The organism is Actinoplanes sp. NPDC020271 (genome assembly GCF_044388125.1).
GTDB lineage: Bacteria > Actinomycetota > Actinomycetes > Mycobacteriales > Micromonosporaceae > Actinoplanes.
The window spans coordinates 68,562-81,702 of the sequence record NZ_JBIRWQ010000034.1 but is presented as its reverse complement, the minus strand read 5'-3'; the positions used below and the strand labels follow the sequence as shown (position 1 = coordinate 81,702).

The window sequence follows — 13,141 nt, the reverse complement described above, 5'->3', positions numbered from 1 at the left end:
CCCGGACACCGGCCGCTTACCGGTTGACCACGTTGACCATCCACGGGATGCCGAACCGGTCGACCAGCTGGCCGAACTCGTCACCCCACATCTGCTTCTCGAACGGCACGTGGACGGTGCCGCCGTCGGCCAGCCTGTCCCAGAAGCCGCGCAGGTTGTCACCGGCGTCGCCGCTGATGCTGACCGTGTTGGTGTTGCCCGGGGTGAACGTCATGCCGGGCGCGAGGTCGGCGGCCATCAGCGTGTAGCCCTGCGGGGTCTCCAGCCTCGCGTGCATCACCTTGTCCTTGATCGACTCGTCCGGTGTGCCGAACTCGCCGAACGTGGTGACCTGGAGCTCGCCGCCGAAAACGGACCGGTAGAACTCCACGGCCTCACGGGCGTTGCCGTTGAACGTCAGGTACGGATTGAGTCGGGACGTCATCACACGCTCCCTTGCCGTCGAACGCTGTCCTCCGGGACGTTAGACCCGGCCCCTGACATTTTCCGAGGGATCGACGCAGCCGTACCCGGACGGGGTTCTGCTGGGTAACCGCGCCCGGCCACGGACGTCGCCCTTGCGGTCCGAGCGTCCTGGGCGCCCCGCGCCCTGCTCGGACCGGAAGGGTCCCCGCGGGAGCGGCGAAGCGGGACCACAGCGGAGAGGGGACCCGAAGCTTTTGATCTTCATCGGGCAGCGAAGCGGCCGGGATCTCCGCCGGCATGGTGGGTGCCGTTGATGCGGCGGGGATCCCGGCCTGGTCCGAACGGTCAGCGGTGGTCGGATCCTTCCGATTCGACCGCCGCACGACCCGCTTCGAGGCGGGCGATCGGCACCCGGAACGGCGAGCAGGAAACGTAGTCCAGCCCGACCTCGTGGAAGAAGTGCACCGAGTCCGGGTCGCCGCCGTGCTCTCCGCAGACACCCAGTTTGAGGCCGGGCCGGGTGGCGCGGCCCTCCTCCGCGGCGATCCTCACGAGGCGGCCGACGCCCTCGGTGTCGATCGACTCGAACGGGCTGATGCCGAAGATCCCGAGTTCGAGGTAGCGCCAGAAGAACGCGCCTTCGACGTCGTCGCGGGAGAAACCCCAGCCCATCTGGGTCAGGTCGTTGGTGCCGAAGGAGAAGAACTCGGCGGCCTCGGCGATCTGCCCGGCGGTCAGCGCGGCCCGCGGCACCTCGATCATCGTGCCGATGAGGATCTGCACTCCCGAGCCGGCCACGGTCGACGCGATGATCTTCTCGGCCTCGGCGCGGACCGTCTCCAGCTCCTGCACGGCACCGACCAGCGGCACCATGATCTCCGGACGCGGGTTCCCGCCTTCCGCCGCGAGCGCGACCGCGGCCTCCGCGATGGCCCGCACCTGCATCGCGAAAAGTCCGGGAATGACCAGGCCGAGGCGGACGCCGCGCAGGCCCAGCATCGGGTTCTGCTCGTGCATCCGGCGGACCGCGGCGAGCATCTGCTCGTCCTGCTCGACGGGCCGGCCCAGCTCGTGGGCGACCGCGACCTTGACCGCGAGTTCCTCCAGGGACGGCAGGAACTCGTGCAGCGGCGGGTCGATGAGCCGGATGGTGACCGGCAGGCCGTTCATCTCGCGCAGGATGTCCAGGAAGTCGGCCCGCTGCAGCGGTTGCAGGGCGGCCAGCGCGTCGTTGCGATCCGTCTCGGTGCGCGCCAGGATCAGGCGTTCGACCAGCTCGCGGCGGTCGCCGAGGAACATGTGCTCGGTCCGGCAGAGGCCGATGCCCTGCGCGCCGAAGCGCCGGGCGCGGGCCGCGTCGGTCCCGGTGTCCGCGTTGGTGCGCACGGTGAGGCGGCGTTTGGCGTCGGCGTGCGAGATGATCCGGTGCACGGCCTCGACCAGCGGATCGTTGGCCTGGGCGGGGTCGAGGTCGCCCTCGAAGTACTGCACCACCTCGCTTGGGCGCACCGGCACCGCGCCGAGGTAGACGCGGCCGGTGGTGCCGTCGATCGAGATGACGTCGCCCTCGTTGACGGTCGTGTCGCCGACCGAGAACGACGATGCGCTGACCGAGACCTCGTCGGCGCCGCAGACGCAGGTCTTGCCCATGCCGCGAGCCACCACCGCGGCGTGCGACGTCTTGCCGCCGCGGCTGGTCAGGATGCCGTTGGCCGCGATCATGCCGGGCAGGTCGTCCGGGTTGGTCTCGCGGCGGACCAGGATGACCGGCTTCCCCTCGGCTGCCACCTCGATCGCGCGTCGCGAGGTGAAAACCACTTCGCCGTACGCCGCGCCGGGTGAGGCGCCGACGCCGCGCGTGATCGGGCTCGGGTCGCCGGACAGGTCGAAGCGCGGGAACATCAGCTGGCCGAGCTGCGCGCCGGTGACCCGGGTCAGCGCCTCGTCCAGGTCGATCATGCCCTCGTCGACGAGTTGCGCGGCGATCCGGAAGGCGGCGGCCGCGGTACGTTTACCGACCCGGGTCTGCAACATCCACAGTTTGCCGCGCTCGATCGTGAACTCGATGTCGCACAGGTCGCGGTAGTGCCCCTCGAGCGTCGCCATGATCCGCAGCAGCTCGTCGTAGCTGCGCCTGTCCAGTTTCTCCAGCTCGGCCAGGGCGAGCGTGTTGCGGATGCCGGCGACCACGTCCTCGCCCTGCGCGTTGGCCAGATAATCGCCGTAGATGCCCTGCTCACCGCTGGCCGGGTCGCGCGTGAACGCGACCCCGGTGCCGGAGTCGTTGCCCAGGTTGCCGAAGACCATCGCGACCACGTTGACCGCGGTGCCGAGGTCGGCCGGGATGCGCTCCTGACGGCGGTAGAGAACGGCGCGATCCGCGTTCCACGACCGGAACACCGCGTCGATGGCGAGGTCGAGCTGCTCCCTCGGGTCCTGCGGGAAGTCATGGCCGGTGTGTTTCACGAACACTTTTTTGTACGCCGTGACCAGCGCTTTCAGGTCGTCCGCGTCCAGTTGGACGTCGTCGGGGACACCCTTGGCCGTCTTCGCCTCGTGCAGCGCGTCCTCGAACTCGCCGCCCGGCACGTCGCACACGGTCTTGCCGAACATCTGGATGAGCCGGCGGTACGAGTCCCAGGCGAAGCGGTCGTTGCCACCCGCCTGCCGGGACAGCCCGGCCACCGACTCGTCGTTGAGCCCCACGTTGAGGACGGTCTCCATCATGCCCGGCATCGAGAATTTCGCCCCGGACCGCACCGAGACCAGCAGCGGGTCCTGCGCGTCGCCGAGTTTGCGGCCCATCGCCCGCTCCAGCGTGGCCAGATGCGCGTCGATCTCCCCGGCCAGGCCCTCGACGTGCGTGCCGTGGCGCAGGTACTCCTGACAGGCCTGGCTGGTGATCGTGAATCCGGGAGGGACGGGGAGGCCGAGGTTCGTCATCTCCGCGAGATTGGCGCCCTTGCCACCCAGCAGGTCTTTGAGGTCCTTGTTGCCTTCATGGAAGTCGTAGACGAACTTCATGCCGCACCCACCTCCGCCTAAGAATCCGCGGCTGAACTCGTTCAGTGCCCCGGGATTCGTAAGGCTAAGCGCCGGTGTGGTGAATAGTTAACAGTCCGGTGGCTTTTTCCACACCGGTTCGTGGACGCGTGTTCGGATCGCGCTCTCTCCGAGCAGTTACGCGCACGGAGGGATGCCGTGACGGTCCGCAGACGATCATCGAGCTCGGTTCGGCGTGCGCCGGGTGTGGTCACCGGGCGACGTCCGGGTGTGGTCACCGGACAAAGTAAGACGCCGCTGCGAATTCCACGGGGGAAGAACTCGCAACGGCGCACCGCGAACATTAGACCAACCTTGACCGGCTGTCTATCCCACCCGCTGGACGACCGAGCCGACCAGCTTCTTCCAGTCGGCCTCGAAGCCGGTCGCAGGGTCGGACTTGTCCAGCTGGTAGATCGCATAGGTGTCCACAAGCACCACGTTTCGCGAGGTCACGACGGCGACGGCGGTATCCGCGGTGCCCGGGTGCGTCTTCTCGTAGCTCTTGTGACGAACCAGCACGAACCCGGACCAGCCGCCCTCGTCGAGGTCGCGCACCTCGACCGTCTCGGTATAGGCCGGCTCGGACTTGTCGGAGGTCACCGTCGCCGGGACGGAGACCGTCGGCGCGCAACCGTCACCGACCGCACGCAGCAGCGACTGCCCCGCCTTGGCCGCTTTCTCGTCCGGGTAGACCAAGGCGAGCTGCTCCAGCGTCTGCGCGCCCTTCTCCCCCTCGTCGGCGAAGGACGAGACGACCGTGTCGGCGCCGGGCGGCAGGGCCGGGGCGGGCGTGGTGCCGCCGCAGAAACTGACCATCTGCTGCGGGTCGGCGCTGGTCTCGGGCGCGGTCCAGGTCGGACCGATCTCGGCGGCCTGCAGGAACGCGCCGCGCATGGTGGTCACGTCGATCCGGCCGGCATCCGGCTTGTCGTCGTCCGAGCTGCAGCCGGCCACCGCGAGCAGGGCGAACGCGGCGGCGACGGCAACCCGGGAGGGTCTGGCGGTCACGAGCATCGGGCCATCTTGACAGACTTCCGGCCGTCGGCGAAAAGCTTGTCCACAGCATCGACGCGGCGTCATCCTGCGCCCACCCAGGGCTGTGAAAAACCGGGCGCACGGCCGATGGCGGCGCGCTGTTGCCGGGCCCGCACCGACACGCGGCGTGCCGCTCAGCAGCGCTCCCGCGGCGCTGAGGTCATCCACAGTCCGTAACCCGCCCGTCGCGTTCGGGGTCGATCACCGCTAGCGTGATGGCAGGCGTCGACGAGGAGGCCGGCGATGAGCGACATCGATGCACTGGCGGCTCGGCTGCGGGCCGACCTGGGGGTGCGACAGGTCCTGACCGACCGGCAGGAGCTGCGGACATATGAATGCGACGGTCTCGCGCACTACAAGGTCGTCCCCGCTCTGGTCGCTCTACCGCGGACCGCCGAGCAGGTCGCCGCCGTGGTCCGGGCGTGCGCGGAGAGCGGCACCCCGTTCGTCGCGCGCGGCTCCGGCACCGGCCTGTCCGGTGGGGCGCTCCCCCACGCCGACGGCGTCCTGATCGTCACCTCCCAGCTGCGCGAGATCCTGGAGGTCCGGCCGGAGGACGAGCGCGCCGTCGTCCAACCCGGCGTGATCAACCTGCAGGTGACGAAGGCGGCCACGCCGCACGGTCACTACTACGCGCCCGACCCGTCCAGCCAGCAGATCTGCTCGATCGGCGGCAACGTCGCGGAGAACTCGGGCGGCGCCCACTGCTTGAAGTACGGATTCACCACCAACCACGTGACCGGGCTGCAAGTCGTCACGCCCGACGGTGAGCTGGTCCGGCTCGGCGGTCCCGCGCCCGACGCGCCGGGCTACGACCTGCTCGGCGCGTTCGTCGGCTCGGAGGGGACGCTCGGCGTCGCCACCGAGGTCACCGTGCGACTCACGCGGTTGCCGGAAGCCGTCCGTACTCTCCTGGCCGGTTTCGCCTCGACCGACCAGGCCGGCGCCGCCACCTCGGCGATCATCGCGGCCGGGGTGGTCCCGGCTGCCGTCGAGATGATGGACGTGCTGGCCATCGAGGCCGCCGAGGCCGCGGTGAGCTGCGGTTATCCGGCCGGCGCGGGGGCCGTGCTGATCGTCGAGCTGGACGGCCCGGCGGCCGAGGTCGAAGCGCAGTTCGACCAGGTCAGCGCGCTCTGCGCGGAGCACGGCGCGTTCGAGACACGGATTGCCGCCGACGACGCCGAGCGGGCGCTGATCTGGCGCGGGCGCAAGTCGGCATTCGCCGCGGTCGGCCGGATCAGCCCGGACTACATCGTGCAGGACGGGGTGATCCCCCGCACCGCGCTGCCCACGGTGCTGCGCCGGATCGGCGAGGTCGCGGCCGAGCACGGCGTCCGGGTGGCGAACGTGTTCCACGCCGGCGACGGCAACCTGCATCCGCTGGTGCTCTTCGACGACGCGGTGCCCGGCCAGGCGGCACGGGCCGAAACGGTGTCCGCGGCGATCCTCGACCTGTGCATCGAGCACGGCGGGTCGATCACCGGCGAGCACGGGGTCGGCGTCGACAAGGCGAAATACATGCCGCGCATGTTCAGCGACGACGACCTGGACACGATGCAGCTGGTGCGGTGCGCGTTCGACCCGGGCGGCATCGCGAACCCCGGCAAGGTGTTCCCGACACCCCGGCTGTGCGGCGAGCGGCCGGGCCGCCACCAGGGCACCCATCCGCTGCAGGAGACCGGCGTGGCGGAGATCTTCTGATGGGCGCACTCGACGAGCTGACCTCCCCGGCCGGCGACGGCGACACCGTCGGCGGGGTGCCGGCCCGGCTGGTGGCGGCACCCCGGGACACCGCGGAGGCGGCCGCGCTGGTCAAGGCCGCCCAAGGCCTGGCCGTCGTGGTCCGCGGCGGCGCGACCAAGCTGGAGTGGGGGCCGCCGCCCCGCGAACTCGACCTGATCATCGACACGCGACGGCTGGCCGGGGTCGTCGAGCACGCCGCCGGTGACCTGATCACGGTCGTCCGCGCCGGGACACCGATGACCGAGCTGCACGACCTGCCCGGGCAGCAGCTCGCCCTCGACGCGCCGCCCGCGGCGACCGCCGGCGGCACGGTCGCGGCGAACGCCTCCGGTCCGCGGCGGCTGCGCTACGGCACCGCCCGTGACCTGCTGATCGGCATCACCGTGGTCCGCCCCGACGGGACGATCACCAAAGCCGGCGGCAAGGTGGTCAAGAACGTTGCCGGCTACGACCTGGGCAAGCTTTACACCGGCGCCTTCGGCACCCTCGGGCTGATCACCGAGTGCGTCTTCCGGTTGCATCCGGTCCCGGCCGCTTCTTCCTACGTACGGGCGGTGGCCCCGCCCCTGCACGCGGCGAAGATCCTGGCCGGACAGTTCGCGGCCAGTGCCCTGGAGGTCAACGCGGCCCCCGGCGCCGAGCCGGAACTCGCGGTCCTGCTGGAGGGCACCCCGGCCGGGGTGCGGGATCGGGCGGCGGTCGTGGCCGCACTGCTCGGCGGTGAGATCACGCCGGAGCCGCCGGAATGGTGGAACGTGCCGCCCTGGCCCGACGACGGGGTCGGTATCAAACTCACCGGGACGTTGTCGCAGGTCCCGGCGCTGGTGGCGACGGCGGTGGGTGCGGGCGCCACGGTTCGCGGCTCGGCCGGGACCGGGGTTCTCTACGCGGGGCTGGCCACCGACTCGGGGCGGGCGGTCGAACTGCTGCGGGCCGCGGCGGTGCGGGCCGGCGGGCACGCGGTGGTGCTGACCGCGCCGGCCGGGGTGCGGGAGACGCTGGACATGTGGGGGCCGGTGCACGGGCTGGCGCTGATGCGCCGGGTCAAGGACCAGTTCGATCCGGGTCACCGATTCGCGCCGGGCCGCTTTGTGGGAGGCATTTGATGGCTGACATCGACGCGACCCGGGGCACCGGGCCGGCTCCGCCCGATGCGCTGCGGGCGGCCGAGAGCGGAACCGGGGCGTTCGACGATCATCACCGGCCACGGGCCGACCTCGTCTCGGATTGCGTGCACTGCGGATTCTGTCTGACGACCTGCCCGACGTAGGTGTTGTGGGGCGAGGAGATGGACTCCCCCCGGGGACGGATCCACCTGATCGCGCAAGGGCTCGAGGGCGAACCGCTCAGTGACTCCATGGTCAGCCACGTCGACCGGTGCCTGGGCTGCATGGCGTGCGTGACCGCGTGCCCGTCCGGGGTCCGCTACGACCGGCTGATCGAGGACACTCGCGCACAGGTCGAGCGGCGGCATCCGCGCAGCGCACGGGACCGGATGCTGCGGGGGGCGATCTTCGCGGTCTTCCCCTACCCGCGGCGACTCCGGTTGTTGCGGGGGCCGTTGTGGGCGTACCAGAAAACGGGTCTGCAGAAACTCGTCAGCCGGAGCGGTCTGCTGGAACGGCTCGCTCCGACCCTGGCCACGCTGGATGCGCTGGCCCCGCAACTGCGCGGCGTGCCCCGGCCGCCCCCGCGGGTCACCGCGCACGGCCCCCGGCGTGCGGTGGTCGGGATGCTGACCGGGTGCGTGCAGTCCGCGTTCTTCCCGGACGTCAATTCCGCGACGGTACGCGTCCTCGCCGCCGAAGGGTGCGACGTGGTGATCCCTTCCGGTCAGGGGTGTTGCGGGGCGCTGAGCGTGCACAACGGGCGGCGCGCCGAGGCGGAAAGGTTCGCGCGGCGGCTGATCGACACGTTCGAGCGCTCCGGGATGGACTATTTCGTGGTCAACGCGGCGGGGTGCGGGTCCTCGCTGAAGGAGTACGGGGAGCTGCTCGCCGACGATCCGGCCTATGCGAGGCGGGCCGCGGCGTTCGCGGCGAGAGTTCGTGACCTGGCGGAACTGCTGGTGGAGCTGGGGCCGGTGGCGGAACGGCATCCGCTGCCGGTGACGGTGGCCTATCACGACGCCTGCCATCTCGGGCATGCGCAAGGGGTTCGGACGCAGCCGCGAGCTCTGCTGCGCGGGATTCCCGGGCTGGAGGTGCGGGAGATCGCGGAGGCGGAGATCTGCTGCGGATCGGCCGGGGTGTGGAACGTGCTGAACCCGGAACCGGCCGCTGAGCTGGGTGATCGAAAGGCGGCTGCGGTTCTGGAGACCGGGGCTTCGGTGCTGGTGACCGCGAATCCGGGGTGTCTGATGCAGGTGGCGTCGGCGGTGCGGCGGCGGGGTGGGGCGATCGCGCTGGCGCATACCGCTCAGGTTCTGGACGCTTCGATTCGTGGGCTGGGGGTTGCGGCGCTCACAGATCGGCGCGGTTGACTCTGCCCTCGGGGCAGAGCGGAGGCTTGCTTCAGCCGAGGGCTTGGTGCGGCGCGGGCTTGCTCCGGCGCGGGCTTGCTCCGGCGCGGGCTTGCTCCGGCGCGGGCTTGCTCCGGCGCGGGCTTGCTCCGGCGCGGGCTTGCTCCGGCGCGACGGCGTTGAGGCCGGCGCCGGCGGCGAGGCGCCCGGTGCGGTGGGAGCGGCCGGTCACCGAGGTCACCACGCGGGCGCCACCCGCACGGAGGGCCTGGCCGAGGCCGGACCCCATGAAGCCGGCACGCACGAGTCCCACGATCGTCATGCCCTGATCCTGGCCCGTGAACAGCGCCGCAGGCGATTCTCAATCGTCCGGCATTGACGTACGTTGATGGGAGCGCTCCCGGAACCGTCCAAGGAGGCAATCCCCATGCATCGACGCACGCCGGCTGTCCTCGCCAGTGTCTGTGCAGTCCTCGCCGGCTTCCTGTTCGCCACCGCCACCAGGGCGAACGCGGCGGCCGGCTGTTCGGTGAAGTACACCGTCGCCAGTCAGTGGCCCGGCGGGTTCGGCGCCACGGTCGACGTCACGAACCTCGGTGATCCGCTCGCCTCGTGGTCGCTGGCGTTCACGTTCACAGGCGGGCAGACGATCACACAGCTCTGGAACGGGGCGGTCACCCAGTCCGGTTCGTCGGTCACCGTCCGCAACGCCGCGTGGAACGGTTCCCTCGCCACCGGGGGCACCGCCTCGTTCGGCTTCAACGGTTCGTGGACCGGGTCGAACCCGGTGCCGAGCGGGTTCGCGCTGAACGGCGTCATCTGCAACGGCGGCACCACCAACCCGTCCTCGCCCGCCCCCTCACCGTCGTCGTCCAGCCCGTCGCCCTCCCCGTCGAGCCCGTCGCCGTCGCCGTCCGGCTCGTCGCCATCGCCCAGCACTCCCGCCGGGCAGAAGACGAAGATCATGGCGCTCGGTGACTCGATCACCGGTTCGCCCGGCTGCTGGCGCGCCCTGCTCTGGCAGAAACTGCCCGCCGACAAGGTCGACTTCGTCGGGACACTGCCGGGTCAGGGCTGCGGCTTCGACTACGACGGCGAGAACGAGGGGCACGGCGGATACCTGGTCACCAACGTGGCGAACCAGAACCTGCTGACCGGCTGGCTCGCCGCGACCGGCCCGGACGTGGTGCTGATGCACTTCGGCACCAACGACGTCTGGAGCAACCTGCCGGTCTCGACAATCCTGGCCGCCTACACCACGCTCGTCGGGCAGATGCGGGCCAGCAACCCGGGCATGCGAATTCTGGTCGCGCAGATCATCCCGATGAACCCGCCCACCTGCACCGAGTGCGCCCAGCGTGTGGTCGCTCTGAACGCCGCGATCCCGGCCTGGGCCGCGGGCCTGACCACGGCCGCGTCGCCGATCACCGTGGTCGACCAGTGGACCGGGTTCGACACTGCCACCGACACCTACGACGGCGTCCACCCCAACGACGCCGGCAACGTCAAGATCGCCAACCGGTGGTACCCGCCGCTCGCCGGCGTCATCCCGTGACCCGAGGTCCGGCCCGGTCCCCCACCGGGCCGGACACCCGGCACGCGCACCCCCGGGCGCGGGGCAATCAGCGCGGGGGCGCTCAGCGCGGGGCCGCTCAGCGCGGGGGTCAATGCGGGCGGTCGGCGTGGACGGTCAGCGGCGCCCGCGCGTTCAGACTGTGACGACGGCTCGTATCCGGGGCGGCACGGGCTCGGCGAGTCGCGTACGGTCGACGGGCATGACGCCGCCCGCTGCCGATCCGCCGCCGGGAAGTGGCCGCGCCGCCGCCGTGGCCGCGGTGGTCGTGCTGATCATCATCTCGTTCCTGACCAGTGCCTTCGGCATGCTGGTGCTCGTGTTCGCGAGCGATCCCTGCGGCGATCAGGACACCCACTTCGTGTGCACCGTGACCGGGCAGAACCTGATTCCGGTCGTCCCGTTCTACGCCGGGGCGGCCGGGGTCCTGGTCGCGCTGGTGTCGTGCGGGCGTAAACCGGGGGTGCGGGGCAAGGGCATCCGGCTCGGGTATGTGATCAGCATCGGTGGGTTCCTGCTCGCCTGGATCGTGGCCTCCGCGCCGGGCTGGTCCGGCTGACCCGGCTCGCCCGGCCCGGGTTGTCCCTGGGCCGGGCCCGGGAACGGTCAGTCGGGCTGGTGGGTGAGCACGACGGGCGCCGGTGAGATCGGGGCGTCGACTGCCGGGTCCTGACGGGTCAGCTTGCCGGGCCACCACATCCACCGGCCGATGTCCAGGTTCAGCGCGGTGACCAGCACCGACCGCACGATCAGCGTGTCCAGCAGCACGCCGAACGCCACCGCGAAGCCGATCTCGGCGAACGCGACCAGTGGCAGGCTGCCGAGGGCCGCGAACGTGCCGGCCAGGACGATGCCGGCCGAGGTGATCACACCGCCGGTGGCGGCCAGGCCGATCAGGGCGCCGCGGCGGGTGCCGTGCTGGCGGGCTTCCTCGCGGACCCGGGTCATCAGGAAGATGTTGTAGTCGATGCCGAGCGCGACCAGGAACACGAAGACGAACAGCGGGAACGCGGTGTCCTCCCCGCCGAAGCCGAACACGTGCCGGAAGACCAGGGCGCTGACTCCGAGTGCGGCCGCGAACGACAGCACCACGGTCGCGATCAGCAGGAGCGGCGCGACCAGGGAGCGCAGCAGCACGGCGAGGATGACCAGCACGACCAGCAGCACGAGCGGGATGATCAGCCGGTTGTCGTGCTTGTTGGCCTCGTTGATGTCGTAGGTCATGGCGGTGGTGCCGCCGACTTTGGCGTCCGCACCGGGGATCGGGTGGACCGCCGCGCGGACCGCGAGCACCGTGTCCTCGGCCTCCTGGCTGTCCGGCGCGGCCCGCAGGGTCCCCCGGAACTGGACCAGGCCGTCCTTCTCGACCGGGTCGCTGACCGTGGCGATGCCCGGAACCCCGGCGAACGCGGTGCGGACGGCGTCCTTCTGCGGCGCGTTGGCGATCACGATCACCGGGTCGCCCTGCCCGGCCGGGTAGTGCTTGCCGAGCACCTGCAGGCCGGTGACGGACGGCTGGGTGCTGGTGAAGGAGTCCTGCTGGCTGAGCCCGTTGGCGTTGAGCTGGAGCAGGCCGAGGGCCATCGCGCCGAGCACGACGGTGGTGGTGACCCAGACGGTGCGCGGGCGGCGGGCGATCCGGTCGCCCATCCGGGCGTAGAGGCCGGTCGCGGTCGGCTCGGCCGTGCCGTAGCGCGGGCGGACCGGCCAGAACAGCCAGCGGCCGCAGATCACCAGCAGGGCCGGGAGCAGGCTCATCATCGCGAGCAGGCCGACCACGATGCCGAGTGCGGCGACCGGGCCGAGCCCGGCGGTGGAGTTGACCTCGGCGAGCATCAGGCAGGACATGCCGACGGCGACGGTGGCGGCGCTGGCGATGATCGCCGGGCCGGCCCGGTGCAGGGCGAACATCATCGCCTCGTGCCGGTCGGCGTGCCGGCGCAGCTCCTCGCGGTAACGGGCGACCAGCAGCAGCGCGTAGTCGGTGCCGGCGCCGAAGACGAGCACGGTCAGGATGCCCGCGCTCTGTGCGTTGACGACCAGGCCGGCGTGTTTGGCGAGCAGGTAGATGACGGCTTGCGCGGTGGTCAGGGCGGCGCCGGCCGTGATGATCGGGAGCAGCCAGAGGACGGGGCTGCGATAGGTGACCAGCAGGATGATCGCCACCACGATCAAAGTGGTGTAGAGGAGTGTGCCGTCGATGCCCTCGAACGCACTGGCCGAGTCGGCCGCGACCCCGGCTGGGCCGGTCAGGTAGATGCCGAGGCCGTTCTCGCCCGTACCGGAAATGCTCTTGATCTGGTCGACGGTGCCGGCGATCTTGTCCCATCCGTCGGCGTCGACCTTGATCGGCGCGATGACCTGGAGCGCCTCCTTGTCCTCGGACGGCACCGGGCCGACGACGTCGCCGGTGACGCCGGGCACCGAGGCGATCGCCTTCGCGTCCGCGGCGGCTTTCTGCTGGTCGGCGGGGGTGATCCCGCCGACGCGTTCGTAGACCAGGATGGCCGGCACGATGTCGTCCGGCTGGAACTGTTTCTGCAGGTCGGCGACCTGGGTGGCCTCGGCGTCGCCGGGCAGCCAGGAGGCGTTGTCGTTCTTCTCGACGCCGCCGAGCTTGCCGGCCATCGAACCGGCGAACACCAGCACGACGATCCACAGTGCAAGCACGATCCATTTCGAGACCCGGCCACAGACCAGCCGGGCAAAACTACCCGTCGTCATCGCTTTCCCCCCAATGCGTGAACAGGCGGAGCCTAGACATGGAGGGAGATCGAAATGAACCCCGTGAGGGGTCGGATCAGGGATTCTTCAGGGATGGCGTACGCCCGGTGGCTTACGTGCCCCGGTGTCCGGTACGGACGGCGGCGTACGTC

At 70.8% G+C, this 13,141-nt stretch carries 11 protein-coding genes; 6 read left to right on the top strand and 5 right to left on the bottom strand.

The genetic code is table 11. From position 1 onward, the window contains the following. Nucleotides 1-16: 16 nt before the first annotated feature. The 3 genes from ACH442_RS42640 to ACH442_RS42630 form a co-directional block, all read right to left on the bottom strand. Nucleotides 17-424, bottom strand: a complete 408-nt coding sequence (locus ACH442_RS42640; RefSeq protein ID WP_396343860.1) for a VOC family protein — start codon at nucleotides 422-424, stop codon at nucleotides 17-19. 326 nt (nucleotides 425-750) lie between these two features. Beyond that, nucleotides 751-3,429 (bottom strand): pyruvate, phosphate dikinase, encoded by a 2,679-nt coding sequence (gene ppdK / locus ACH442_RS42635; protein WP_396343859.1) that lies wholly within the window; start codon nucleotides 3,427-3,429, stop codon nucleotides 751-753. Between the two features lie 345 nt (nucleotides 3,430-3,774). Next, nucleotides 3,775-4,464, bottom strand: coding sequence for a hypothetical protein (locus tag ACH442_RS42630; protein WP_396343858.1), 690 nt, complete (start codon nucleotides 4,462-4,464; stop codon nucleotides 3,775-3,777). A 264-nt stretch (nucleotides 4,465-4,728) separates the two neighbouring features. Between ACH442_RS42630 and ACH442_RS42625 the strand changes: the two genes are divergently transcribed. Genes ACH442_RS42625 through ACH442_RS42610 form a run of 4 tightly spaced genes read left to right on the top strand, consistent with a single transcriptional unit; the run spans nucleotide 4,729 to nucleotide 8,713 of the window. Further along, a complete protein-coding gene (locus ACH442_RS42625; RefSeq protein ID WP_396343857.1) occupies nucleotides 4,729-6,189 on the top strand; it encodes an FAD-linked oxidase C-terminal domain-containing protein in 1,461 nt (486 codons plus the stop codon). Continuing rightward, complete coding sequence (locus ACH442_RS42620) at nucleotides 6,189-7,337, top strand: FAD-binding oxidoreductase (RefSeq protein ID WP_396343856.1); 1,149 nt, start codon at nucleotides 6,189-6,191, stop codon at nucleotides 7,335-7,337. The genes ACH442_RS42625 and ACH442_RS42620 overlap by 1 nt, the downstream gene beginning before the upstream one ends. Then, entirely contained in the window at nucleotides 7,337-7,501 is a 165-nt protein-coding gene (locus tag ACH442_RS42615; protein WP_396343855.1) for a hypothetical protein, read from the top strand. The genes ACH442_RS42620 and ACH442_RS42615 overlap by 1 nt, the downstream gene beginning before the upstream one ends. 18 nt (nucleotides 7,502-7,519) lie before the next feature. Continuing rightward, the gene (locus tag ACH442_RS42610) at nucleotides 7,520-8,713 is read left to right on the top strand and encodes a (Fe-S)-binding protein (RefSeq protein WP_396343854.1); all 1,194 of its coding nucleotides are present in this window, start codon (nucleotides 7,520-7,522) and stop codon (nucleotides 8,711-8,713) included. Between the two features lie 31 nt (nucleotides 8,714-8,744). Here the strand turns inward: ACH442_RS42610 and ACH442_RS42605 are convergent, their stop codons facing one another. Then, nucleotides 8,745-9,014, bottom strand: coding sequence for a hypothetical protein (locus ACH442_RS42605; RefSeq protein WP_396343853.1), 270 nt, complete (start codon nucleotides 9,012-9,014; stop codon nucleotides 8,745-8,747). A gap of 105 nt (nucleotides 9,015-9,119) precedes the next feature. Here ACH442_RS42605 and ACH442_RS42600 point away from each other — a divergent pair, with 105 nt between their 5' ends. Continuing rightward, nucleotides 9,120-10,247 carry a cellulose binding domain-containing protein gene (locus tag ACH442_RS42600; RefSeq protein ID WP_396343852.1) on the top strand — a complete coding sequence of 376 codons (1,128 nt, stop codon included), beginning with the start codon at nucleotides 9,120-9,122 and terminating at the stop codon, nucleotides 10,245-10,247. 220 nt (nucleotides 10,248-10,467) lie between these two features. Continuing rightward, nucleotides 10,468-10,824, top strand: a complete 357-nt coding sequence (locus tag ACH442_RS42595) for a hypothetical protein (protein ID WP_396343851.1) — start codon at nucleotides 10,468-10,470, stop codon at nucleotides 10,822-10,824. A 47-nt stretch (nucleotides 10,825-10,871) separates the two neighbouring features. On the opposite strand, the gene ACH442_RS42590 is transcribed toward ACH442_RS42595, so the two are convergent. Next, a complete protein-coding gene (locus ACH442_RS42590; protein ID WP_396343850.1) occupies nucleotides 10,872-12,989 on the bottom strand; it encodes an MMPL family transporter in 2,118 nt (705 codons plus the stop codon). Nucleotides 12,990-13,141 lie beyond the last annotated feature (152 nt).

What these genes read in the sequence shown, in the direction of transcription:
- ACH442_RS42640 (WP_396343860.1), bottom strand. Translation starts at nt 424, where the DNA reads ATGACGTCCCGACTCAATCCGTACCTGACGTTCAACGGCAACGCCCGT.
- ppdK (WP_396343859.1), bottom strand. Translation starts at nt 3,429, where the DNA reads ATGAAGTTCGTCTACGACTTCCATGAAGGCAACAAGGACCTCAAAGAC.
- ACH442_RS42630 (WP_396343858.1), bottom strand. Translation starts at nt 4,464, where the DNA reads ATGCTCGTGACCGCCAGACCCTCCCGGGTTGCCGTCGCCGCCGCGTTC.
- ACH442_RS42625 (WP_396343857.1), top strand. Translation starts at nt 4,729, where the DNA reads ATGAGCGACATCGATGCACTGGCGGCTCGGCTGCGGGCCGACCTGGGG.
- ACH442_RS42620 (WP_396343856.1), top strand. Translation starts at nt 6,189, where the DNA reads ATGGGCGCACTCGACGAGCTGACCTCCCCGGCCGGCGACGGCGACACC.
- ACH442_RS42615 (WP_396343855.1), top strand. Translation starts at nt 7,337, where the DNA reads ATGGCTGACATCGACGCGACCCGGGGCACCGGGCCGGCTCCGCCCGAT.
- ACH442_RS42610 (WP_396343854.1), top strand. Translation starts at nt 7,520, where the DNA reads ATGGACTCCCCCCGGGGACGGATCCACCTGATCGCGCAAGGGCTCGAG.
- ACH442_RS42605 (WP_396343853.1), bottom strand. Translation starts at nt 9,014, where the DNA reads ATGACGATCGTGGGACTCGTGCGTGCCGGCTTCATGGGGTCCGGCCTC.
- ACH442_RS42600 (WP_396343852.1), top strand. Translation starts at nt 9,120, where the DNA reads ATGCATCGACGCACGCCGGCTGTCCTCGCCAGTGTCTGTGCAGTCCTC.
- ACH442_RS42595 (WP_396343851.1), top strand. Translation starts at nt 10,468, where the DNA reads ATGACGCCGCCCGCTGCCGATCCGCCGCCGGGAAGTGGCCGCGCCGCC.
- ACH442_RS42590 (WP_396343850.1), bottom strand. Translation starts at nt 12,989, where the DNA reads ATGACGACGGGTAGTTTTGCCCGGCTGGTCTGTGGCCGGGTCTCGAAA.